This window comes from Streptomyces sp. A01, from assembly GCF_059026195.1.
In genome coordinates this window covers 26,147-49,771 of record NZ_JBWLKN010000030.1, presented here as the reverse complement: position 1 = coordinate 49,771, position 23,625 = coordinate 26,147, and the positions used below count along the sequence as shown (strand labels likewise).

Genomic DNA, 23,625 nt, shown 5'->3' with positions numbered 1-23,625 from the left:
GCCCGGGCCCCGGGGTCGCGGTACGCCTGCCGCGCACTCGGACCGAGACGTACTTCTGCAGGAGGACTGTATTCATGACTGACCGGCCCTTGACGCTCATGGCAGTGCACGCCCACCCCGACGACGAGGCCACCGGAACCGGAGGGGCCCTCGCGCGGTACGCGGCGGAAGGCATCCGTACGGTTCTCGTGACGTGTACCGATGGCGGTTGTGGTGACGGACCGGGGGGTGTCAAGCCGGGTGATCCCGGCCACGATCCGGCGGCCGTTGTCTTGATGCGCCGTCAAGAGCTAGAGGCGAGCTGTGACATCCTCAAGGTCAGCGATCTGGAGATGCTGGACTATGCCGACTCCGGGATGACTGGCTGGCCGAGCAACGACGCCCCCGGTTCCTTCTGGCAGACCCCCGTGGAGGAAGGCGCCGCCCGACTTGCGGAACTCATGCGGCACTACCGACCCGATGTGGTCGTCACCTACGACGAGAACGGCTTCTACGGCCACCCCGACCACATCCAGGCCCACCGCATCACGATGGCGGCGCTGGAGATGACCGCGCTGACACCGAAGGTGTACTGGACGACGATGCCCCGCTCGATGATGCAACGGTTCGGGGAGATCATGCGCGAGTTCCATGAGGACATGCCGGAGCCGGACCCTGCCGAGGCCGCCGCGATGGCCGAGATCGGCCTCCCCGACAATGAGATCACCACGTGGGTGGACACCACCGCGTTCAGCGGTCAGAAGTTCGATGCGCTGGCCGCGCACGCCAGTCAGGGCGAGAATATCTTCTTCCTCAAGATGGGCAAGGAGAGGTTCGGCGAGTTGATGGGCGTGGAGACCTTCGTACGTGTCAAGGACGCCACCGGCGCGGCCGTATCCGAGAACGATCTCTTCGCCGGACTGCGCTGATCCGCCCGTCCGACCGGGGCCCGGGAAAGCCCATCGGCCGCACAGCGCGATCGAGGGCGTCACGCACCCGGAGGCTTCTCACCGCGGGTTCCGCTCCGGCAGCCCGCGTCCAGGCCCTCACCGGCGGCGTCGACGCGTGCCCGCCTGCCGACCCGACACCGCGCTCATCCCTGAACCACTTGGCAACCGCACAGGTGAATCTGCGGGCTGCTGACTCGGTAGGTGCGCGACAGCCCAGGTCACAAGCCCGGCAGTCTGCTCCGATCAAGTCAGACCGTCGAGGAAGCGACACGAAGCCTGAGACTCCGATGGCCGACACGCCATGAGGGAGCGGAAGCAGCCGCAGGTCACGAGGGTGGTCTCCGACACCAGCCGCCAGACCTTACACGGGTGATCCCCGGTCACCGTGAGCCGAGTAGCGCCGCTTTCCTACACGATGGAAGCCGGGAATCACGCGTCACCGACCTCGTTCATCGTCGTCGTCCCATCCGGCGTCCCGGTCCTCGTCACGGACCACTTCGCGTTCCTGGTCGCTCTCCTCGCTCATGCCCTTCATGATGCCGCCACACGCCAGTCGCCCTTCTACCGACCCGCTACTGGACGGCCACTGGGCGAATCCGAGCCAGACCTCAGGGCTCGTGTGCTTGACTCCACACTTGCCCACAAAACCAGACTGTTGCGGTTTTTGCGGGCAAGTGGCTGTTTCTGGTCTGCCTGTCCGTGGCTGGCCCCTCTATAACTTACGTGGAGACAGGGCAGGGTCCCAGCCGGGACCGCTGTGACCCTCTCTCCTACTCTGACCTGTTCCGAGGACATGGCCTCGGCTGGCAACGGCCCGGTCCGCCTGGAGGAGAGTCTCGACGCGCTGGCGGCGACGGCCCTGGCCCACGGTGCGCGGCTGGTCGTCGTCGGGCCCACCTGGCTCGACGAGGACCGGGCCCCCGCCTACGAAGGTCTGTCCTTCAGCCACGAACGCGCCTTGCCCCTCCGCGAGAGCCGCCTGCGGCATCGCCGGCCCAGCGCTCCGCCCCGGCTCAGACCTCCCTGCGCACCGGCCCCCGGACAGCGAGCCGAGGACCCCCCACTCCCCCAGCGCTGTGCGATCCGTCAGCCGCGAGGAGCGGACCGGGGCGGACACCTCCGGGTGCCCTGCATGCCTCGCAGCCGCGCCCAACGCGCGCTTCGGCCTGGGACCGGCAGCCGTCGAGCGCCCAGCGATACCCCGCACAGACGCTCAGCGCGAAGTACCAAGATGGGACCTGCTCCTCATGTGGGCGTTTGCCGGGATTTCTCAACTCGGGCTCCATGTTCCACGCGGCGGAAGGAGCGGCGGCGATCGCCCGTCGTTCTGCAGGCGTCCGCCAGGCGATCAGCGGGAGCAGGTGAGGACACCGGTCTTCTTGCCGGGCCCGGCCGGGCGAAGGGCGGGACGGGGGTGGACCGCAACGTGGGAGACAGCCCGGCCGGTGTCCTCTGCCCGGTCCACGCGGTGGGCGTATCACCGTCACGTCCCACGTAACCTCTATCCCGTGCCAGCCTCCCGCCCGCATCGCGTTGCCGTCCTCGTGCTCGAAGGTGCGAAGCCACTCGATGTCGGCATTCCAGCGCAGGTGTTCACCACCCGCGCGAGCATGCCGTACGAGGTGCGGGTGTGCGGGGCAGCGCCCGGTCTCGTGACAGGCGGCGATGGCCTGTCGTACGCCGTCGCCCACGGCCTCGACGCGCTCGCGTGGGCCGACATCGTCTTCGTCCCCGGCTACCGGCACCCGGATCGCGACGACCCGCCGCAGCCCGTCATCGATGCGCTGGTCGCCGCCCACACTCGGGGCGCGCGGCTCGCCGCCATCTCTACGGGCGCCTTCGCGCTCGCCGCCACGGGCCTGCTCGACGGCAGGCGCGCCACGACGCACTGGCACTACACGCGGGCACTCGTGGCCAGGCATCCGCTCATCCAGGTCGACGAGAACGTCCTGTTCGTCGACGAGGGCAGCGTGCTCACCTCGGCCGGCGCCGCCTCCGGCATCGACCTGTGCCTGCACATCCTGCGCGGCGACCTCGGGGTGGCCGCGTCCAGCCACGCGGCCCGCCGCCTGGTCGCGGCCCCCTACCGCAGCGGCGGTCAGGCCCAGTACGTGCCGCGCAGCGTGCCCGAGCCGCTCGGCGAGCGCTTCGGCGCCACCCGTGAGTGGGCGCTGCACCGGCTCGGCGAGCCCCTGACCCTCGACATGCTGGCGCGGCAGGCGGGGGTCTCCCCGCGCACGTTCTCGCGGCGCTTCGTCGAGGAGACCGGCTCCACGCCGATGCAGTGGGTGATGCGTGCCCGCATCGACCTGGCCCGCGAACTGCTGGAGCGCTCGCAGCGCGGCGTCGAACAGATCGCCGCCGACGTCGGGCTCGGCACCGGCGCGAACCTGCGCCTGCACTTCCAGCGCATCCTCGGCACCACACCGAGCGAGTACCGGCGCACCGTCACCCAGGGCGAGTAGCTGCCCGGCATCCGTGTGGCGAGATCCTTTTGAACCCTGGCGATCACGCCGCTGTCAGCGGCGCGGGCCGCGGGCGAGCCTGGTGGCGAAGGAAAGGGACATCACTCATGACTCGCATCGCCATCAACGGATTCGGCCGTATCGGACGCAATGTGCTGCGCGCACTGCTGGAGCGCGACAGCGCCCTTGAGATCGTCGCCGTCAACGACCTCACCGAGCCCGCCACTCTCGCCCGGCTGCTCGCCTACGACAGCACGGCCGGCAGGCTCGGACGTCCGGTGACCGTCGACGGGGACACCCTGGTCGTCGACGGCCGTCGGATCACGGTGCTGGCCGAGCGCGAACCGGCGCAGCTGCCGTGGGCCGCACTCGGCGTCGACATCGTCCTGGAAGCCACCGGCCGCTTCACCTCGGCCAAGGCCGCCCGCGCCCACCTCGACGCGGGCGCGCGCAAGGTGCTCGTCAGCGCGCCGTCCGACGGTGCCGACGTCACGCTCGCGTTCGGGGTCAACACCGGCGCCTACGACCCGGACCTGCACACGATCGTCTCGAACGCCTCCTGCACCACCAACGCGCTCGCGCCGCTGGCCGCGGTCCTCGACGAACTCGCCGGTATCGAGCACGGGTTCATGACGACGGTGCACGCCTACACGCAGGAGCAGAACCTGCAGGACGGCCCGCACCGCGACCCCCGTCGCGCCCGGGCCGCCGGGGTCAACATCGTGCCGACCACAACGGGCGCCGCCAAGGCGATCGGCCTGGTGCTGCCGAACCTGGAGGGCAAACTGTCGGGGGACTCGATCCGCGTACCGGTGCCGGTGGGCTCGATCGTCGAACTCAACACGACCGTCGCCCGCGACGTGACGCGCGAGGACCTGCTGGCGGCGTACCGCACGGCGGCGGAGGGGCCGCTCGCCGGTGTCCTTGAGTACGCGGACGACCCGCTCGTGTCGTCCGACATCGTGGGCAATCCGGCCTCGTCGATCTTCGACTCGGCCCTGACCCGCGTTGACGGCCGGCACGTGAAGGTGGTCGCGTGGTACGACAACGAGTGGGGCTTCTCGAACCGCGTGATCGACACGCTTGAGTTCCTCGCCGCCCGCTGACCGGACGCCGTGGCGCGGTCAGGGGCTCCGGGGTCAGGGGCGCTGTTCGAGCGTCGCGGTGCTGGATATCCGCGGCCTGGGCGGATCGCGGCCTTGGACGCGGAGAACGGGCCTGCGGGCGCGATCGCGCCCGCAGGCCCGTTGAGGGCGCGGGTCTTTTGGCCGGGGAATGCCATGCCGACCCTGTGGCGTGGTCGGCGTGACCCGCGCCGGTCCGGGTCAGCGCGAGGTCATGCTCTGGGGGTCGGGCAGGCGCGTGGCGGTGGCCGGTTCGTAGACGCCGGCGAGCGCGGCGAACAGCAGTGCCACGCCGAAGGAGCCGGGGTCGGGGACGCCGATGGCGTGCCGGCCGACGTAGCTCGCGCGGCCGCGCCGGGGGGTGAGGGACGCGGTGCTCAGGGCGCCCTGGATGGCGGCTTCGGCGGCGGTGGTGAAGGGGCTGTCGGCGCCATCGCGGGCGGCCGTGGCCAGGGCGTCGATGGCGGGAGCGAGGGCGTCCACGAGGGTGCAGTCGCCGACCTCGGCTCCGCCGACCCGGTGGATGGCGGCGAGGCTGGACTTCGCCGCGTCGGCGACGGCCAGTGCGTCAGGCGCCTGGTCGTCGGACCAGGACACGGTGGCCAGGTCCTGGAAGAGGAGCCCGAAGAGCGGGCCGCTGGTGCCGCCGACGTCGTTGAGGAAGGCCTCGGCCAGGGCAGCCACACCGTCGGTCCCCGATGCGTTGCGCTTGACCGCCCGGCGCACGCCGCCGGCCAGGTTGTCGCCGAAGTCGCCGTCGCCGACGAGCTGGTCGAGGGCGGTGAGGTTGTCATGGGCCTGGGAGACGATCAGCGCATAGCGGTCGAGAACGGCTCGGCTGGCCGCAGCCTCACTCGCGCGTGCGTGGGTGGCGGCGGGTTCGGCAACGACACTCGCCGCGGTGTCCGGGGCCAGGGTGAGGGACGGAAGGACGAGCGGCGTGTCGGTGGGCGCCGTCCACAGGCCGGCCCACTCCGCCTTCATGTGGGTGAGGGTGATGGAGAAGCCGGCCATGTCCAGGGCCGCGGTGAACGTGCCGGGCACGATGGCCAGGGGCTGGATGCCGCGGGCCGTCAGCAGGTCGTGCAGGATCGAGCCGATGGCGTGCAGTTCCAGGCTGGTCGTGGCACCCAGGCCGTTGACGACGGCCAGTACCTTGTCCTGCCCCGCGGGCAGGGCCTGGAGCAGATCGTCGGTCATCTGCCGGACGAGTTCCTCGACGGGGCGGTGGTCGATGGTGCGCGTACCGCGCTCGCCGTGGATTCCGACGCCGTAGTCGAGCGTGCCGGGGCTCAGGTCGAAGGCCGGTGCCCCGGTCGAGGGTGAGGTCTGGGCCCGGGCCGCGACCGCGAGGCTGCGGGAACGCGCGACGATCTCCGCGCCCAGCGTGGCGAGTTCGTCCAGTTTGGCGCCCTGGTCGGCGAAGGCTCCGAGCAGCTTCTCCAGGACAACGGTTGCGGCGGTGCCTCGGCGGCCGGTCGCCGAGTCCGCCTTGTCGGTGGCCAGATCGTCATCGACAAGGACAGTGGCCACGGGAATGCCGTCGTGACGAAGGCGTTCCGCCGCGATCTGGAAGTTGATCACATCGCCGGTGTAGTTCTTGATGATGAGCAGGACGCCGTTGCTCTTCGCGGCGGCCACGCTGGCCTCGTAGATCTGCCGGTTGTGCGGGGAGGCGAAGACCTCGCCGGGGCAGACGGCGTCGAGGCCGCCGGCGCCGAGGAGGCCGGTGTGCAGCGGTTCGTGGCCGGAGCCTCCTCCCGAGACCAGCGCGACCGTGCGGTGGGGGTTGCTCGTGCGGGCCCGCAGGTACAGAGGGCTGCTGTTCACTTCGATCAGGCCGGGGTGGGCCAGGGCGAGACCGCGTGCGGCGCTAAGAACCGTGTCGGTTCGCGGGAGGAAGTACGTCATGGGGAAAGGCTCCGTCAGGAAACGAGGGTGGATGGTCAGTGACCTTCAGGCGGTTCGGCGTTGAGGCCGGGTGAACGGGCTGGCTGTGCGGCTCACGCCCAGGCCAGCTGTGATCGGTGCGCCCAGTAGGCGTCCGCGGACTGGGTCAGTTCGGTGAGCCGCTCCAGCTGGGTGGGACTCAGCTGGACGCGTGCTGCTGCGAGGTTGCTGGTGAGCTGATCGACCGTGGCGGCTCCGGAGAGCACGACGTCGGCCCAAGGCTGCGCGGTGACGGCCGCGAGGGCGACGGCGTCGCACGAGGCGCCTGTCCGCTCGGCGATCTCGCGCAGGGCGCTCATCTCGGGTGTGACGATGTGAGGCTCGGCCAGGCGGCCGTTGGCCATGGCCTCCTTGACGATCACCGCGCAGCCGGCGTCGTGAGCTTCGGCGAGGGCGCCGCCCGCGGAGCGCTCCAGCAGGTTGTAGGTGGTCTGGACGCTGCCGAACACCGGCTGTCCGCTCACCGTGACCGTCAGCGCCGCGCGGATGACCTCTGCCTGGCGCGGACCACTGGTGGACAGTCCGACGGTCACTCCCTCTGCCCTCAGTTGTGCCAGCCGCTCATGCAGGGCGGTGTCGCTCAGTGCGGGGCTGTCCGGGGTGACGGAGTGAATCTGGTAGAGGCTGAGGCGGCCTCCGAGCAGGGCGCGGGTCTCGGCGACTTGGCGGTCATAGGCGTCCACGCTGTGGTCCTTGACCTCGTGGACATCTGCCTGTGTGCGCCAGTCGGCGGTGTAGGTGTAGCCCCACTTGCTGCCCACCACGATGTTCTTGACATCGGGACGGGCCTGAAGCCACTGGGCGAGATAGGTCTCGGCCAGTCCGTAGGAGCGGGCGGCGTCGAAGTAGCGCACCCCTTGGGCATAGGCCGCGTCCATCAGGGCGAAGGCCCGTTCCTTGAGGGCTTCGGCCGAGCGCACGGCGGGCAGGTCCGTGTGCCGGCCCAGCGTGATGTAGCCGGGCCGGCCGACGGCGGCCAGCCCCAGACCGATACGCGGGGGCGAGGCCGCCCGGAGTGTCAGACTCATACGAGAAAACCTCCTTGGCGGTTCAGGTGGCTGTGGGCTGCGGGAGGCGCCGGACAAGGCAGGGGCATCCCGGGCCGATACCGGGAGCTGTTCGGTGCCCTGCGCAGGGGTGGCGGTCGCTCACGCGTTCGCCGCCGTGTCGGCGAGGGAACGGAAGATCAGGGCGGTCGAGGTGGCCCCCGGGTCCTGGTGGCCGACGCTGCGCGCCCCGAGGTAGGAGGCACGGCCCTTGCGTGCCTGCAAGGGAGTGGTGGCGCGCATGCCCTCTTCGGCGGCGTCGGCGGCAGCCGCTGCCGCGGCGGCGAAGCCGGCTCCTTGACGAGCCTGCTCCTCGAAGGCGGCCACAGCGGGCGCGTACGCGTCGATCATCGTCTTGTCGCCGGGGACGGCCGTCCCCAGCTTCTGGACGCTTGCCAGGCCGGCGGCGAGTGCCTCGGCGAACGCGAGCGGTTCGGCGAGAGGCGTGTCCAGGCCCTTGCCCAGTGCGCGGAACGCGCCCCCGTACAGCGGTCCGGAGGCACCCCCGATGGTGGAGATGAGGGTGGTGCCGGTCTTGGTGAGGACGGCTCCGACCGTGTCGGGGGTGAGGTCCGATACGGCAGCGGCAGCGGCGGTGAACCCGCGGTCCAGGTTGGTGCCGTGGTCGGCGTCACCGATCGCCGAGTCGAGCTGGGTGAGGTGATCCTTGCGCTGGCCCACGGCAACGGCGATGGCCTGCACCCACGCACGGGCGAGGTCGATATCCATGGGGGGTCTCCATTCGATGATCGTGCATACGGGGTCGGTGGTGGGAAGGGTCGGGGGCGGAGCGCTGTTGACACGGCTGCGTCGCCCGGGCCGCGCCTCATACACAGCCCCGCCCCCGACCCGGTTCAGGCGCCCCAGCGCGGGGCGGGGGTGTGCACGGGCGCGTCCCGCAGGGACAGCATGTCGGCATCCGCCCCGCACACCGTGGTGGAGACACCCGGCATGTCCGCTCTGGTCGCGTAGTGGGCCACCAGGCTGCGGGCGGTGGTCACGTTCTTCGCGGCGCGTACGCCTGCCGGCTCGCAGACCATCGCGATGACCGCGGTGGCGAAGGCGAGAGAGACCATGCACGGCTGCGCCATGGCGAACGGGGCATCGCCGCCGGTGATCGCGGCCGCGAGGACGGACCCGACGCCTGGGAACACCAGCACGGCAGTCCCCGGTCCCGGCGAGAAGCCTTTGTGGGCGCGCGCTCTCTTCCATCTGACGGCGCCCGGTGCCGACGCCGGCACGGACGCTTCACCTCCTCCGCGTGATGCGGGCTGTGAAGGGGAGGAGCCGCCGGTCTTCCTGTTCGGGCAGAACCCGGCGGCCATGTGGGAACCGGACGATCCCCCCTCCCCGGTGTTGTTCACCATTGGTGAACGATGTTCCGGAAGTTAAGCCCGCGTTTCACGCCTGTCAAGAGGTCGGTGCGCCGGTCAGCCGTGCGCCGCGGTGCGGCGGGCCTGCCACGCCATGCCTCAGCCCGCTCAGGCACCCGCGGCGAACGCGCCCCGGCGCGGGGCGCCCAGGTCGCGGGAGAGATTGCGGGCGGTCTCGCGGACCGCCACGGCGAGTTCCTGGCGCACCGGTTCGCCCAGCATGCGCTCGACCGGGCCGACGATGCCGATGGCGCCGACCACCTCGCCGGAGCGGTCGAAGACCGGCGAGGCGATGCCAGCGTCCCCGATGGCCGACTCCTGGTCCTCGACGGCGTAGCCCGCCTGGAAGACGTCCTGCAGGTGCCGGTTCAGTTCCTCCCGGCCGGTCATGCTGGTGCTGGTGAGCACCGCGAGATCCCCGGCGAGCAGGCGGTCGCGCACATCGGCCGGCAGCGACGCGACGATGGCCTTGCCCAGGGCGCAGGTGTTCCACGGGATGCTCGCACCCACCTCAAGGATCTGCACGGCGCCCTCGGGGCGGAAGGCATGGTGGACGATCAGCACGTGATCACCCGTGAGGACGCCCACCCACACGGCTTCCTTCGTCCGGTTGGCCAGAGCGTCCGCCCAGGTCAACGACCGCGTCCGCAGTTCCTGGGTATCCAGATAGGCGTTGCCCAGGCGCACCAGGTTCGGGCCCAGCTGGTACTTCGAGCTGTCCCGGTCCTGTGAGACCAGTCCTTCGATCTCCAGCGTGCGCAGCAGTGCGTGCACCGTCGGCTTGGCCACGCCCAGCCGGTCGGCCAGTTCCGTCACACCCAGCCGGGGCCCGCCGGAGGCGAGTTCCCGCAAGATCCGCACTGCTCGATGCACAGACTGGACCATAGAAATCTCCGATTCAGTATTGCTGAACAGCATTCCGAGATTTAACGTGACTGTTCATGAGTGCACACGTCGGCATCGTACTCGTGTCCCACAGCGCCGAGCTCGCCGCAGGCCTGCGCCTGCTGGTGCGGCAGATCGGCTCCAACGCCGTTCGGGTCGCCGCCGCGGGCGGCACCGCTGACGGCAGGATCGGCACCAGCTACGACCTCGTTCTCACCGCCATCAAGGACGTCGACCGGGGCGGCGGCGTCCTGGTCCTTCCCGACCTCGGAAGCTCCGTCCTGACCGCCCGCACCGTCCTCGACGACCACCCCCGACCCGACATCGTCATCGTCGACGCCCCCTTCGTCGAAGGAGCCGTCGCAGCCGTCGTCACCGCCGCGTCCGGCGCCGACCTCCAGACCGTCACCAACTCAGCTGAAGAGGCCCGCCATGTCCCTAAGCTCTGACACCGCGACCACCCGCCACGAAGCACAGGTGGTGCTGCCGGCCAACCTCCACGCCCGCCCCGCGGGCCGACTCGCCCGCGCCGCGAGCGGATTCTCCAGCACCATCGAGCTGGACTACGACGGCAGGACGATCAACCCCACCGGCGTGCTCGGCGTCATGGGGCTCGGAGCCACCACCGGAAGCACCGTGACCGTGCGCGCCGTCGGAGCCGATGCCCATGACGCCGTCTCGACGCTCACCGACATCCTGGCCAACGCCGAGTGACCACCTGAGCGTCAGAACGTCAGGAGCCGCTGATGCGCGAGCTGCACCCACTGCCCGCCGGCCACACCCAGTACACGTGCCCGCTGCCGTACCTTCCCGAGGCCGTCGCCGCCATGCGCCGACGCGCACGCACCGTGCTGGGGCACTGGGCCGTACCAGCGGAAACCAGAGACGACGCACTGCTGGTGATATCCGAACTGACCACCAACGCCATCTCGTACGCCCTGCCCCCGGCAGTGCTCAGGCTGTCGATGCCAGATGCCCAGGAGGGCACTCTCCGCGTGGAGGTTTCCGACGGCGGTCCAGCTTCTACTGCCCAGCCTGTCCCCGTCGCCCCGGAGCCCGCCCTTGTCGCCCAGGAGGCCGTTCTGGCCGAATGCGGCCGCGGAAAGGGCATCATCGCGGCACTCGCTGTCCAGCACGGTGTCTCCTACCGTGCCGCCCGCGTCACGCGATGGGCTGACCTGGCCGTCACACCGTGACAGCGAGGGGCCGTGAGGACCTGCTCCTCCGGGTGGCCGCGCAGCTGGAGCAGGCCGTGCCGTGGCAGGACCGCACGCCCGCCGGCTACGTCGGCTGACCCCAGCCCGCGAAGCACAGCGGCGGAGGCGGATGCGCACGCGGATGCATTGACCTCCTGCAGGCTCCGCGCTTTCATCGCGTGAGTCCTCGGCACAGGGCCGGGGACATGGGGCACGAGGGGCGGTTGCGACCCGTCCCGCGGCCGAAGGGGGAACCACCTGATGAGACCTTCCTTACGCATCTTTGTGACCGCGGTCTGGGCAGTCGCCCTCACCTGTCTGACCTGGCCCGCGGAGGCGGCGAGCGACGACCGGGTTCCGCGCACCGAACGGATCAGCGTGGCTCCCGACGGCACCGGCGGCAACCACCACTCGGTGGACCCGACGGTCAGCGGGGACGGACGGGTCGTCGCCTTCATGTCGTCGGCGACCAACCTGATGCCCGGCACGGACATGCCCAACAACGTCTTCTACCGAACGGCTCCCGGCGCGCCCCTCAAGCGCGTGGTGCTGCCGGGTGAGTTGACGATGTCGCCCCGGGTGTCCGATGCGGGGCGCCACCTGACGTTCACCTCGTACTCGGCCACGACCCAGAAGTACTCCGTGCACGTGATGGACCTGCGCACCGGGCGCGTCGAACCCGTGGCGCCCGCGCTGGAGGACGGCTACCGCGCGGACTACGGCGCCGCCCCGCTCAGCGCGGACGGACGGTACGTCGCCTTCGTGGCCGAGACCGCCGCCGACGAGAACGGGGTGTCCCACTGCCGGGTCATGCTCCTGGACCGCCGGACGCAGCGGCTGTGGCGGGCCGGCCCGCCCACGAACCGCGATTGCCAGGACATCTCGATGAGCGCCGACGGCCGGAAGGTGGCCTATCGGGTCGGCTACTCGGGGCCGTCCGACGACGACAAGGCCGACATTCTGGTGTACGACCGCGTGACCGGGCAGACCGTGCACGCCGATGTCACCCACAACGGCGCGCCGGCCGACCGGTCGGCGCTCTCCCCGGTGCTGAGCGCCGACGGCTCCAAGGTCGGCTTCAACTCGGTGGCCACGAACCTGGTCCCGGGCACCGACCCCAACGGGGACACCACCACGTCCTGGAACGCCTTCGTACGCGACCTGCGCACCGGCACGCTCCAGCGATACGACGGCCGCTCCCCCACTGATGTCACCCTGGTGTCGGATCTGTCGGGGAACGGCTCGAAGCTGCTCCTCAACACGGCCGACGCGAACCGCAGGACGCTGGGGCTGGTCCTGCGCGACCTGAACACCGGTGACGAGCAACTGCTGTCACCGGGGCAGGACGGCAAGCCCGTCACCGTGGGACGGGCGGCTCTGAGCGCGGACGAGTCGACGGCCGTCTTCGACTCCTACCACCCCGGTCTGGTCCCCGATGACACGAACCTGATCGGCGACGTGTTCGTCCGCACCCTGCGCTGAGCCGCCGAGAAGGCCGCCGGTTCAGCCGACCGGCAGGGTGTAGCGCCGCTTGTCCTTCGCCCGCGCCGGCCAGGTCGCACGGCGAGGCGGCGGCGCCTCCTCGTACGCGGCCTGCTCGCGCGCCAGCCGGACCACGTACGGAAGATCGGCAACGCGTGCGCGCCGTACCTGGGCCGATGCGGCGCCCGCCAGCGGACCTCACCCTCCAGCACGTCACGGCGCCATGCCGCTCGTCGGCCTGTTAACCCCGACCGAAGCCGCCGCCTACATGATCGATGCTAGCCTCGACTGCACCGCTTACCGCACCTTGCTGGCCGACCGCGCCCACACCCTCACCGAGGTTCTCCCCGACCTCCAGGCTGGCTGTGGCGGTCCGGGGTCAGCGCCGACGGCGATTCGGGCAAGTACCCGCACACGGCGGAGATCCGAGACGGTCGCCGGTGCGGGTCCGGTGCAGCGTCCACGGCCCAGTCGGGTGAGCGACACTCGCTGCGGGTTCTGGCCGAGCCCGAGGCCGTCAACCCGCGCGATTTCGCGGAGACTGACCGTTACTCAGCCTGAACCCGAGGGTGGGTTGCCCTGATTCCCGGGATGGGCCCACCCGTGGCTTCGCGGTCAACTTACGGCGGCTTCGGGTGCGGGCCCTTGACCCGGGCCTACTTCAGATCGGCGAGGAGGTCATCGAGGGCCTTGTTGAGGGCTTCAGAGTTGGCAGAGTCGAACCACATGGTGCGGATGCGTTCGTTGTTTCCGTTCGGGGTCTCGTGGTCGGCGGCGAGTTGGTGCAGGGAGCGGGTCTCGTCGCTCAGGGCGCGGCTGACGCCCTGGAAGAGTCCGCGGATGTAGCGGTCGGCGTCGTCGGAGGCGATGCCCTGGCCGACAGCCCACGACGTGAGCGTGGCGAGATACCAGTAGTGGGTGGTCAGCGTCCCTGTCAGCGCGGAAAAGACGTTGAAGGCCGCCTCGTCCGCGACAGGCTGCGCCCCGCCCAGCCGCTCGAAGAGCGCGTCCGCCACCGGGTGGGAAGGAAAGGTCACCGTGACGCAGCGGCGTTCGCGCACGGAGGGCAGCGGGATGGCACGTACCAACGCGGCTTCGGTGGCGAGTATCTGGCGCAGGTCGTCGTTGGCGACGCCGGACATCAGTGACCGTGGCGGCGGATGCCCCTGCGAACACCGCCATGACAGGTCGTGCGCCTCGTTGTCCGGGTCGATCGCCCCGCCCACCTCGGGGCCCCACAGCGGCACGCCGTCATGCACGAACAGCGGGAAGCTGTTGCCGAACTGGGCGCCACAGAAGGCCCACAGCGGCTCGCGATCACTACCGCGTAGAAGCCGCGCCCGGACCGGGCGAGGCCGCTGGAGCAGCGCGGTGGCCCGCGGGCGCCCCCTCCACGGCAGCGCCCGAGTCTGGCGCTCACGTCGACGCGCTCCCGTCACGACGATGCCCTCACCGACATAGCGTCAGTAGCGCCTGAACACAGCCAAGTTGCCAGTTCCAGGACGTCGGGGTAGCCGGAGCCGGCAGCGCAGAGGACTCCCGTCATCACAGGTCACAAGGCACGTCTTCTACGTCGAGGCACCCGTAGGCGGTCACCGGTCGGTGAACGAGGCTCAAAGCTTGCGCACAAATTCCACACATCCCCTCTTCATAACGGCCCTCATGGTCTAGATTGACCGTGCTTCAGCCGTTCGGACACGCGGCGACCGATATCGATCTATAGGTCCGGCACGACGGAAAGCCAGCAGTCGCATCCCCGGCGCCAGGCGCCGGGGTGATCAGTTCTTGGAGCCCGAGAGGGGGCCTTGGGTGCGGGGAGCACCCGAGGGTTCGATGGGTTCCCCGCACCTCAAGAGTCTGGCCGCGCATGCGAGTCCGCTGCCGCCAGGGTGGGTCGTTCAAGTAGCGCTGAATAGCCGGGACGTCATGCCCGGGAGGTGGGGACCTCCCGTGGGAAGAACAGCGCGGCGCGGGAGGTGGGGACCTCCCGTGGGGAAGACAGCGCGGCATGGGGGGCGGAGCCTCCCGGGGGGAGGAACAGTGCGGGGGGCGGGGGCCTCCCGGGGGAGGAACAGTGTTAGGCGACACGTCGAACCACTGGGGACCTGGGGGGTTCTGTGCGGCAGGGGGGATTAGCCAGCCCGTTTCCGTCAGCGCGCGGGCGTCTGGCGAACGGGGCAATCAGTCAGCCCGCGAGCGACTGGGAGCAGCGGTACCGCCGTACCGTGATCACCAGCGATACGGTGGCCACCGCTTTCGTGGTGGCGGCGATCGGCAACTTCTTCGGGGCCAGGGACGCGGCCAACTGGCACGAGAAGTGGGGAATTCTCGCATTCGGCACCGAGCTGCTGGTGCTGGGAGCGCTTGCGGTGAGCCGGGCGTGGGCTCCGGCCGTGCTCGGTCAGGGCGCGGAGGAATTCCGCCGGCTCGGACGCTCGCTGTTCACGGCGGTCGTCGTCCTGGCACTCGGCGGGATCGCCCTCACCTCGCGCAACATCAAGCTCTGGATCTTCGTCGCGATCCCCGCGATCGCGCTCGTCACCATGACCGCGCGGTATCTGCTGCGCCTGTGGCTGCACAAACAGCGGAGGGAAGGACGGTGCCTGCGACCGGTGCTCGCTGCCGGGAGCCTGGCCACCGTTCACGACCTGATCACTCGAGCCCGTAAGTCACCGCACCTCGGCTGGCGTGTGGACGCGGTGTGCACGACGGACGGTCTCGGGCCCGACGGTGACCAACTGGCCGGAGTGCCGGTCGTCGGCCGACTGGCGGACGTCGCGCGCCACGTCCGCCGCGACGGCTACCGAGTCGTCGCCGTCACACCGGACCCGCACTGGTCCCCGGACCGGCTGCAGCGGCTGGCCTGGAACCTCGAAGGCAGCGATGCCGAGATGGTCGTGGCCCCTGTGCTGATGGAGGTGGCCGGCCCGCGGCTGCACGTCGACGCGGTGCTCGGTATCCCGCTGCTGCGGGTCAGTATGCCGACCTTCACCGGGGGCCGCCGCGCGGTCAAAGGGATCGTCGACCGGATGGGCGCGACGATCCTGCTGATGCTGTTCACGCCGCTGATGGTGCTCGTCGGGCTGATCGTGCTGGTGGACAGTCGGGGCGGGGTCTTCTACCGCCAGCGCAGGGTGGGCAAGGGCGGCCGCGAGTTCACCATTCTCAAGTTCCGCACCATGGTCGCCGGGGCTGATGGGGCACGTGCCGAGCTGGCCGACCGCAACGAGGGCGCCGGTCTGCTGTTCAAGCTCCGCCGGGACCCGAGGGTGACCCGGGTGGGGGCAGTGCTGCGCCGGTACTCGCTCGACGAGCTCCCGCAGCTTTTCAACGTGCTCACCGGATCGATGTCGCTCGTCGGTCCGCGGCCTCCGTTACCGGAGGAGTCCGCCGCGTACGGTCCGGACATCCGGCGGCGGTTGCTGGTCAAGCCCGGGCTCACCGGCCTGTGGCAGATCAGCGGACGCAGCGACCTGCCGTGGGAGGAGGCGGTCCGGCTTGACCTGCGGTACGTGGAGGACTGGTCGCTCGCCCTGGACGCAGTGATCTTGTGGAAGACGCTGCGTGCGGTGCTGTACGGGCAAGGGGCCTACTGATGCGCGGGGGGCTGCGGCTCAACTGGCCAGCCGGCGCGCGGACCGCAGGCCGCAAGGGCCTGCCTGGGGGGAGGGACGGGGCATGAGGGTCAGCGTTTTCGGGCTCGGCTACGTGGGCTGTGTTTCGGCCGCGTGCCTGGCCAGTATGGGTCACGAGGTCATCGGGGTGGACGTGAACCAGGTGAAGGTCGACCTGGTCAACGACGGCAAGGCCCCGGTGGTCGAGGAGCGGATCGGCGAGCTCATCGCCGAGGTCGTGCGGACCGGAGCGTTACGCGCCACCGGCGACGTCCGCGAGGCGATCATGGGCAGCGAGGTGTCGCTGGTCTGCGTGGGCACGCCGTCGGAGCCCAACGGCAGCCTGTGCACCACCTACTTGGAGCGGGTCACCGAGCAGATCGGCGGCGTGCTGGCCGAGCGGGGCGGGCGGCAGACGGTCGTGTTCCGCAGCACCATGCTCCCGGGCACCTGTCTGAACCTGCTGGTACCGATCCTGGAGAAGTACCTCGGCGGCACGGCCGGGGTGGACTTCGGGGTCGCGGTCAACCCGGAGTTCCTGCGCGAGGGCACGAGCGTGCGGGACTTCTTCGACCCGCCCAAGACCGTCATCGGCGAGCTCGACCCGGCGAGCGGCGACGCGGTGACGGCTCTGTACGGCGGATTGCCCGGCGAGGTGTTCCGGGTGCCGGTCCCGACGGCCGAGGCGATCAAATACGCGGACAACGCGTTCCACGGCCTCAAGATCGGCTTCGCGAACGAGCTGGGCGCGGTGTGCCGGGCGCTCGGGGTGGACTCGCACCAGGTGATGGACGTGTTCCTGGCCGACCGCAAGCTGAACATCAGCTCAGCCTACCTGCGGCCCGGCTTCGCCTTCGGTGGCTCCTGCCTGCCCAAGGACCTGCGCAGTCTAGTCCACGCGGCGCACCAGGCCGACGTCTCGGTGCCCATTCTGGCCCACGTGCTGCCCTCCAACTCCGCACACCTGCAGCGCGCGGTGGAGCTGGTCGAGCGCTCCGGCAAGCGCCGGGTGGGCCTGTTCGGATTGTCCTTCAAACCCGGCACCGACGACCTCCGCGAGAGCCCGCTCGTGGAGCTGGCGGAGAGGCTCTTCGGCAAGGGTTACGACCTGCGGATCTACGACGCCAACGTGAGCCTGTCCCGGTTGCTCGGCGCGAACCGCGAGTACATCGAGACCCGGCTGCCGCACCTCGCGCAGCTGCTCGCGGGCTCCGTCGCCGAGGTGCTTGAGCACGCCGAGGTGTGCCTGGTCGGGACCAGGGACCCGACAGTCCTTTCGGCGCTGCCCCATGGCGGCGGCGGTCCGGTGATCATCGACCTCATCCACCTTCCCGACGCCGATGCGCGCCGGGCCGAACCGGGGTACGTGGGCCTTGCTTGGTGACACATCGTTTGATGACACAGCCAGCGGCGACCGGCCGGACCGGCGCGTGCTGATCCTGGTGGAGAACCTGTCGGTGCCCTTCGACCGGCGGGTGTGGCAGGAGTGCACGACGCTGCGCGACGCGGGCTGGAAGGTGCACGTCATCTGTCCCCGGGGGCGTACGCGGGACACGGAGCCGGAGGCAGAGGTCGACGGGGTGCGCATCCACCGCTACCCGTTGCGCGCGGCCACCGGAGGGCCGGCCGGCTACCTGCGGGAGTACGGATCGGCGTTGTGGCATACGGCCCGGCTGGCCCGCAAGGTCGGCCCGGTCGACGTGGTCCACGCCTGCAACCCGCCCGACCTGCTGTTCCTGCCGGCGCTGTGGCTGAAGCGGCGCGGCGCGCGGTTCGTCTTCGACCAGCACGACCTGGTACCCGAGCTGTACCTCTCCCGGTTCGACCGCGGCGAAGATCTGCTCTACCGCGCCGTGTGCGCGCTGGAACGGCTGACCTACCGGGCCGCGGACGTCGTGCTCGCCACGAACGAGAGCTACCGGGACGTCGCGCTGCGCCGTGGCGGTCGGCGGCCGGCGGACGTTTTCGTGGTGCGCAGCGCGCCCGACATCGAGCGGTTCCAACCGGTGCCGCCGGTGCCGGAGTTGAAGCGCGGCAAGCCTCATCTGCTGTGTTACCTCGGCGTCATGGGCCCTCAGGACGGTGTCGACTACGCCTTGCGGGCCCTTGCGAAGGTGCGCGACGAGCTCGGGCGGACCGACTGGCATGCGGTGTTCGTCGGCTCCGGCGACGCCTTCGAGGCGATGGTGGAGCTGGCCCGGTGGCTCGGGCTCTCCGAGCAGGTGCAGTTCACCGGCCGCGTTCCGGACGCCGACCTGGTGCGCTACCTGTCCACCGCGGACGTGTGCCTCTCCCCCGACCCGCGCAATCCGCTCAACGACGTGTCGACCATGAACAAGGTCCTGGAGTACATGGCGATGGGCCGGCCGATCGTCTCGTTCGACCTCCGGGAGGCGCGCGTCTCCGCCGGTGACGCCGCCGTCTACGCGCCCGCCAACGACGAGGCCGAATTCGCCAAGCTCATCGCCCTGCTCCTCGACGACCCGGAGAAGCGGGCCCGGATGGGCACGATCGGCCAGGAGCGGATCAGCGGGCAGCTGTCCTGGCGGAACTCGCAAGCGTCGCTGCTCGCCGCCTACGCCGTTGCCTGCCGTGACCACACTCCGGTGTCGGAGGGCGACCCGGTCCGGAGAGGGAGGAGGCCGCGCCCTTGAGCGACGACACGATACGCCTGGTCACGATCGGGCGGATGCTCCGTCGGCGCTGGCGGCTTCTCGCCATCCTCACCGTGGTGGGCGCGCTCGTCGGCTACGGCGCCTCGGTGCTGTTTCCGCCGCGCTACACGGCGTCGGCATCGGTACTGCTGCCGGGGCAGTGGGAGGAGCGCGAGCTGCTGACCCAGGTGGAGATCGCGACCAGTTCGGCGGTGGTCGACCGCGCGGCTGCCACGCTCGGCTGGACGGGCGTCAGCGGCGGCGAGCTGCGGGACCGAGTGAGCGCCAAGGCCGCCGACGGGAACATCATCAAGATCTCGGGTACGGACGACACCCCGGAGCGCGCGCAGCAGCTCTCCGATCGGGTGGCCCAGCAATTCGTCGCGTTCGCCGCGCGGATCGCAGGCGGCAGCACCGACCCCGAAGCGGCTACAGGGCCCGAGGCACTGCGGCAGAAGGTGCTGGAGACCAACCGCCGCATCACCGACCTGGCCAATGCGGCCGATCCGGGGCGGACCGTGGAGAGCGTGCAGGCCCGCACCTCGCTGGAGAAGCTGCGCGGCTCGCTGGAGGAGGCCATGAAGAAGCTGGACCAGGCCGACCCGGCGACCAACAAGGCCGGCATGGTCGTCATGGGGCCGGCGGCCCGGCCGACCGGCGGGGCGCCGCCGACGAGAACGCAGCTCATCGTCGCCGGGGCGCTGCTGTCCTTCCTGCTCGCGGTCATCGGCCATCTCGCCGCCGCACGGGTGAACCGCCGACTGCGCACCGAACCCGAGATCGCCGCGGCGCTGGGCTCGTCGCTGCTGGGTACCGTCGACGTGCCTGATGAACAGCCCGCGCACCGGCCAAGAGGCCGTGGCCCGCGGGCCTGGACCCGCTGGCTGCTGGGCGTCGACACGCGGTGGGACATACCGACCCCGCAGAGGTACGGCGACGAGGCCGGCAGGCGGACCCGCTACCGACGGGTGTGCGCTCGCCTCCGAAACCAGCTGCCGGCCCCCCGGCGCCTGCTGGTTGTCGTACCGGACGGCGACGAGATCGCCCGCCGGGCCGCCGGGCAGCTCGTCGCCGAGGCCAAGAGCGAGCCTTCCCCGAGCTCTTCGAGCAGGGGATGCCCCATGCTGCGGGTGGTGGAAGTTCCGGTGTCCCAGCCGATGGTGCCGGACCGCGGCACCGAGTCCGGTGCCCTGGTCGTGCTCAGCGCGGGCAGCTGGACCGCGGGGGAGCTCGCCGGCATCGCCGAGGCGTGTGCGGACGGCGGACATGAGGTCGTCGGCGTCGTCGTCGCCGGCACGGTCCGGGACCGTCCGACGCGGTCTTCCAGCCCTCCCCCGGAGAACGCCACTTTGGCGCTCGCGGTGCGCGGCCACGCGACGGGAGGTTCAGTGTGACGACGAGCACGACCTCGGAGTCGTCGGCAGCCGCTCCGCTGCTGGACCTGCAAGCGCTGGTGGTGGCGGTGCGCAGGCGCCGCCGCCTCTGGTGCTCCATGGCGCTCCTGGGGCTGCTGATCGGCGCGGCGGTGGCCATCCTGCTGCCCCCGCCGCCGACCGCGGTGACCAAGGTGCTGGTCGCGCACAAGGAGGACCAGCCGAACGACACCGGAACGCTGATCCGCACCGACGTCGCGCTCCTGGGGACCACGCGGATCGCCGACAAGGCCCTGCAAGCCCTCAAGTCCCCGGAAAAGCCGGAAGACTTCATGCGGGACTACCGGGGTACCGGCTTGACCAACAACCTGCTGCGGATCGATGTGACAGGTGACAGCGACGCGGAAGCGGTGGCACGGGCCAAGGCGCTGGCCGACGCGTTCGTCGCCGACCATGTGAGGCGGATGCGGGAAACCGCCGAGGCCGAGGCCAAGGCCCTGCTCGACCAGCGTGACCGCATGCGGGACGAGCTCACCGAGGTCAACAAGGCGATCGGAGACCGATCGCCGGAAAGCGACCCGCGAGCGTCGGCGAGCATCGAGTCGCTCTTCGCCCACCGGGCCGAGCTCAACTCGCGGATCGCCGATTTCGACCAGCGCGCCGCGGAGGCGCGCACCGGCGCGCCCAAGCTCATCGCCGGCACGCGGATCGTGGACGCCCCGCGCGCGGTGCCGCACTCCCTGCCCAGGGCCGCTGTCACCAACGCCGCGATCGGGCTCGTCCTCGGGCTCGTCCTCGGGCTCGCGCTGGCCGCGGTCGGCACGGTGGTGGCGGACCGCCCCGTGCTGCGCCGGGAGATCGCGGCGAACCTGGGCGCCTCGGTCATCGCGGAGCTGCGCCGCGTGCCCCGCCGGTCGGCCGGGCTGTGGCAGCGCCGACGGAGCCGGGCGGCATGGACAAGGCTCACCGCGACCCTGGCCCGCACCGTGCGCGGCGCCGCGGAACCGGTGTCGCTGCTGGAACTGGGCTGTGCGCGCAGCACGGGTGTGATCGCCCTGAACGTCGCCCGGGCACTGGCGGCGGAGGGGCCGGTGGTCATCATCGATGGTCTGCCCGGCCCGGAGCTCACCGACAGCCGCCAGAAACCAGGAGACCCGACCGTGGTCAGCGGCGAGCGTGCCGCGGCCGTGCCGCATCAGACGCGCCGGCTCGGCGTCGGCTCGGTCGCGCCCGGCACGGCGTGGACCGACCTCCAGTACCTCGGTAGCCAGACCGTGCTCGTCGTGCGTGCCGGGCACGGCAGCGCCGCATGGCTGCACACCGTGGCGCGGCAGCTCACGGACCAGCGTATTCCGGTGATCGGCGTGGTGCTGATCGACCCCGATCCGCGGGACCGGACCGACGGCACGCTGTGGGACGGGCCGCACACGGCGCTGCGCGGCCCTCATGAGCGGCTGGCCCGGCAGAACGGTGGGGGTACCTCCCACGCCGTTGAGGCAGTGGGGGAGGGCCAGCCGCGGACGGAACGGCCGTCGATGCCGGCCGCACGGGCCCCGTACAGCGACCAGGAGGCACGGTAGAACATGTGTGGCATCGCAGGCACTTACCGATGGCCGGACGGGAAGGTCGTGACCGACCGGCTCACCGACACCCTCGCCCACCGCGGTCCGGACGGGGCGGGCCGGTACAGCCACCCCGCCGGTGACGGCGACGTGCACCTCGGGCACCGCCGGCTCGCCATCATCGACCTGTCCGAGACCGGCGCCCAGCCGATGGCCTCGGGCGGCCTCGCCCTTACGTACAACGGCGAGCTGTACAACGCGCCCGAGCTGCGTGCCGAGCTGGCAGCCGCTGGGGTGCGCTTCCGCGGTACCTCCGACACCGAGGTGCTGCTGGAGGCCTGGCGGCGCTGGGGCACCGACTGCCTGCCCCGGCTGCGCGGCATGTTCGCTTTCGCGATCTTCGACGAGCGAACCGGTGACCTGGTGCTCGCCCGCGACCAGCTCGGCATCAAGCCGCTGTTCCTGCTCCGGCGCGGTGCGGGCCTGATGTTCGCCTCCGAGCTCAAGGCGCTCGCCGCCGTGACCGGCGGGTCGCTGGAGGTGGACCACGCGGCGCTGGTGGCCTCGCTGCTGTACTACTGGGTGCCGGACTCGCGCTGCGCGTTCCGCGAAGCGGAGAAGCTGCCGCCGGGGAGCTGGCTGCGGTGCCGGGCCGACGGCCGGGTGGAGCGCGGCCGGTTCTGGCATCTGCGGGACGTCGCCCGCGAGGCCCAGGAGCGGGCCCGCGGCGGCGAGCGGCCGGACGTGGCTGCCGTCGTCGAGGAGTCGACCCGGCGGCACATGCTCTCCGACGTACCGGTGGCGACCTTCCTCTCCGGCGGTCTTGACTCCAGCTACCTGACCGCGCTGGCGGCCCGTCACCAACCCGGGATCTCGGCGTACACGATCGGGTTCCGCGCGGAGGACGCCAAGTTCGAGGCGATGCCGGACGACCTGCGCTATGCCCGGCGGATGGCCGAGCGGTTCGGCGTCGACCTGCATGAGATCGAGATCGCACCGAACGTGCTCGACCTGCTGCCGCAGATGACGTACCACCTGGACGAGCCGATCGGCGACCCCGCCGCGATCAACACGTTCCTGATCTGCTCGGCCGCCCGGGAGGCCGGGGTCAAGGTGATGCTCTCGGGGATGGGTGCCGACGAGCTGTTCGCCGGGTACCGCAAGCACCTGGCCAACCTGCTCGCGCTGCGCTACCAGCGCGTCCCGCGGCCCCTGCGGCGCGGCCTGTCCGCGACTGTGGACCGGCTGCCGGTCGCCACGTCCCGCCGGGGGTACCGGTCGGTGCGCTTCGCGAAGCGGTTCCTCTCCTTCGCCGACTTGCCGGAGGAGACCGCGTTCCGACGCAGTTACACCATGTACGACCAGGAGGAGTTGCTCGCCCTGGTCCATCCGGACTTGGCCGGGACGGTCGAGGACGTGCTGACCGAGCATGCGGACATCTACCAGGACAACGACCTCGACGACTTCGTCAACCGCATGTGCCTGGGCGACGCCCGGATGTTCCTGCCGGGCCTGAACCTCGCGTACACGGACCGGTCGAGCATGGCCGCGTCGACCGAGGTGCGGGTGCCGTACGTGGACGTCGAGGTGGTCGAGGCGGCGTTCGCCGTGCCCGGCGATCGCAAGATCGTCGGCCGGCAGGGCAAGGCCGTCCTCAAGGAGGCGGCCGTCTCGGTCCTGCCCAGGGAGATCGCCTACCGGCCCAAGGGCCTGTTCAGCGCCCCGCTGCGGGCCTGGATGAGCCGGGATCTGGCACCGCTGGTGCGCGAGGTGGTGCACGACGGCGTGCTCGTCAGTTCCGGCATCCTGCGCCGCGACGCGCTGGCGCGGATGGTCGCCGAGGACGCCGCCGGGCAGCGGGACTTCTCCAAGCATCTGTGGCATGTGCTGACCCTTGAGTACTGGTATCGCGGCGCGACCTCTGGCTCCGGTCAGAGCCAGGCGGCTTGACGGACAAACAAGAGGAGCTTGG

The 23,625-nt window shown here is 70.7% G+C and carries 19 protein-coding genes; 13 read left to right on the top strand and 6 right to left on the bottom strand.

Translation table 11 applies throughout. From position 1 onward, the window contains the following. The first annotated feature begins 74 nt into the window (after positions 1 to 74). From AC5P1B_RS29965 to gap, 3 genes are all read left to right on the top strand, one after another. Positions 75 to 908 carry a PIG-L family deacetylase gene (locus tag AC5P1B_RS29965; RefSeq protein ID WP_493891103.1) on the top strand — a complete coding sequence of 278 codons (834 nt, stop codon included), beginning with the start codon at positions 75 to 77 and terminating at the stop codon, positions 906 to 908. 1,529 nt (positions 909 to 2,437) lie between these two features. Continuing rightward, a complete protein-coding gene (locus AC5P1B_RS29960) occupies positions 2,438 to 3,394 on the top strand; it encodes a GlxA family transcriptional regulator (protein ID WP_493891102.1) in 957 nt (318 codons plus the stop codon). 107 nt (positions 3,395 to 3,501) lie between these two features. Next, a complete protein-coding gene (gene gap / locus AC5P1B_RS29955) occupies positions 3,502 to 4,500 on the top strand; it encodes a type I glyceraldehyde-3-phosphate dehydrogenase (RefSeq protein WP_493891100.1) in 999 nt (332 codons plus the stop codon). A 219-nt stretch (positions 4,501 to 4,719) separates the two neighbouring features. Here the strand turns inward: gap and AC5P1B_RS29950 are convergent, their stop codons facing one another. The 5 genes from AC5P1B_RS29950 to AC5P1B_RS29930 all read right to left on the bottom strand — a co-directional run bounded on the left by AC5P1B_RS29950 (position 4,720) and on the right by AC5P1B_RS29930 (position 9,760). Further along, positions 4,720 to 6,429, bottom strand: a complete 1,710-nt coding sequence (locus AC5P1B_RS29950) for a dihydroxyacetone kinase family protein (protein WP_493891099.1) — start codon at positions 6,427 to 6,429, stop codon at positions 4,720 to 4,722. Between the two features lie 92 nt (positions 6,430 to 6,521). Continuing rightward, on the bottom strand, positions 6,522 to 7,496 hold the full coding sequence (locus AC5P1B_RS29945; RefSeq protein WP_493891097.1) for an aldo/keto reductase: 975 nt from the start codon (positions 7,494 to 7,496) through the stop codon (positions 6,522 to 6,524). A 120-nt stretch (positions 7,497 to 7,616) separates the two neighbouring features. Beyond that, positions 7,617 to 8,243 carry a dihydroxyacetone kinase subunit DhaL gene (gene dhaL / locus AC5P1B_RS29940; protein WP_493891096.1) on the bottom strand — a complete coding sequence of 209 codons (627 nt, stop codon included), beginning with the start codon at positions 8,241 to 8,243 and terminating at the stop codon, positions 7,617 to 7,619. A 125-nt stretch (positions 8,244 to 8,368) separates the two neighbouring features. Beyond that, positions 8,369 to 8,674: a hypothetical protein gene (locus tag AC5P1B_RS29935; protein ID WP_493891095.1), complete on the bottom strand. Its 306-nt coding sequence runs from the start codon at positions 8,672 to 8,674 to the stop codon at positions 8,369 to 8,371. 321 nt (positions 8,675 to 8,995) lie between these two features. After that, entirely contained in the window at positions 8,996 to 9,760 is a 765-nt protein-coding gene (locus AC5P1B_RS29930) for an IclR family transcriptional regulator (RefSeq protein ID WP_493891094.1), read from the bottom strand. Positions 9,761 to 9,828: 68 nt separating this feature from the next. Between AC5P1B_RS29930 and dhaM the strand changes: the two genes are divergently transcribed. From dhaM to AC5P1B_RS29910, 4 genes are all read left to right on the top strand, one after another. After that, positions 9,829 to 10,221 (top strand): dihydroxyacetone kinase phosphoryl donor subunit DhaM, encoded by a 393-nt coding sequence (dhaM, locus tag AC5P1B_RS29925; protein ID WP_493891092.1) that lies wholly within the window; start codon positions 9,829 to 9,831, stop codon positions 10,219 to 10,221. Then, a complete protein-coding gene (locus AC5P1B_RS29920) occupies positions 10,205 to 10,486 on the top strand; it encodes an HPr family phosphocarrier protein (protein WP_493891091.1) in 282 nt (93 codons plus the stop codon). The genes dhaM and AC5P1B_RS29920 overlap by 17 nt, the downstream gene beginning before the upstream one ends. A 32-nt stretch (positions 10,487 to 10,518) precedes the next feature. Then, positions 10,519 to 10,968, top strand: a complete 450-nt coding sequence (locus AC5P1B_RS29915) for an ATP-binding protein (protein ID WP_493891089.1) — start codon at positions 10,519 to 10,521, stop codon at positions 10,966 to 10,968. Positions 10,969 to 11,229: 261 nt separating this feature from the next. Beyond that, entirely contained in the window at positions 11,230 to 12,450 is a 1,221-nt protein-coding gene (locus AC5P1B_RS29910; protein ID WP_493891088.1) for a hypothetical protein, read from the top strand. A gap of 656 nt (positions 12,451 to 13,106) precedes the next feature. Here the strand turns inward: AC5P1B_RS29910 and AC5P1B_RS29905 are convergent. Then, entirely contained in the window at positions 13,107 to 13,709 is a 603-nt protein-coding gene (locus AC5P1B_RS29905) for a pyrroline-5-carboxylate reductase (protein WP_493891087.1), read from the bottom strand. A gap of 858 nt (positions 13,710 to 14,567) precedes the next feature. On the opposite strand from AC5P1B_RS29905, the gene AC5P1B_RS29900 reads away from it, so the two are divergent. From AC5P1B_RS29900 to asnB, 6 genes are all read left to right on the top strand, one after another. Further along, positions 14,568 to 16,046 (top strand): sugar transferase, encoded by a 1,479-nt coding sequence (locus AC5P1B_RS29900; protein WP_493891086.1) that lies wholly within the window; start codon positions 14,568 to 14,570, stop codon positions 16,044 to 16,046. A gap of 82 nt (positions 16,047 to 16,128) precedes the next feature. Further along, positions 16,129 to 17,448 (top strand): nucleotide sugar dehydrogenase, encoded by a 1,320-nt coding sequence (locus AC5P1B_RS29895; protein WP_493891085.1) that lies wholly within the window; start codon positions 16,129 to 16,131, stop codon positions 17,446 to 17,448. Then, positions 17,438 to 18,718, top strand: coding sequence for a glycosyltransferase family 4 protein (locus tag AC5P1B_RS29890; protein WP_493891084.1), 1,281 nt, complete (start codon positions 17,438 to 17,440; stop codon positions 18,716 to 18,718). Before AC5P1B_RS29895 ends, AC5P1B_RS29890 begins: the two co-directional genes overlap by 11 nt. After that, a complete protein-coding gene (locus AC5P1B_RS29885) occupies positions 18,715 to 20,112 on the top strand; it encodes a Wzz/FepE/Etk N-terminal domain-containing protein (protein WP_493891083.1) in 1,398 nt (465 codons plus the stop codon). Before AC5P1B_RS29890 ends, AC5P1B_RS29885 begins: the two co-directional genes overlap by 4 nt. Continuing rightward, positions 20,109 to 21,671 (top strand): Wzz/FepE/Etk N-terminal domain-containing protein, encoded by a 1,563-nt coding sequence (locus AC5P1B_RS29880; RefSeq protein WP_493891082.1) that lies wholly within the window; start codon positions 20,109 to 20,111, stop codon positions 21,669 to 21,671. Before AC5P1B_RS29885 ends, AC5P1B_RS29880 begins: the two co-directional genes overlap by 4 nt. Before the next feature lie 3 nt (positions 21,672 to 21,674). Beyond that, on the top strand, positions 21,675 to 23,603 hold the full coding sequence (gene asnB, locus AC5P1B_RS29875; protein ID WP_493891081.1) for an asparagine synthase (glutamine-hydrolyzing): 1,929 nt from the start codon (positions 21,675 to 21,677) through the stop codon (positions 23,601 to 23,603). Positions 23,604 to 23,625 lie beyond the last annotated feature (22 nt).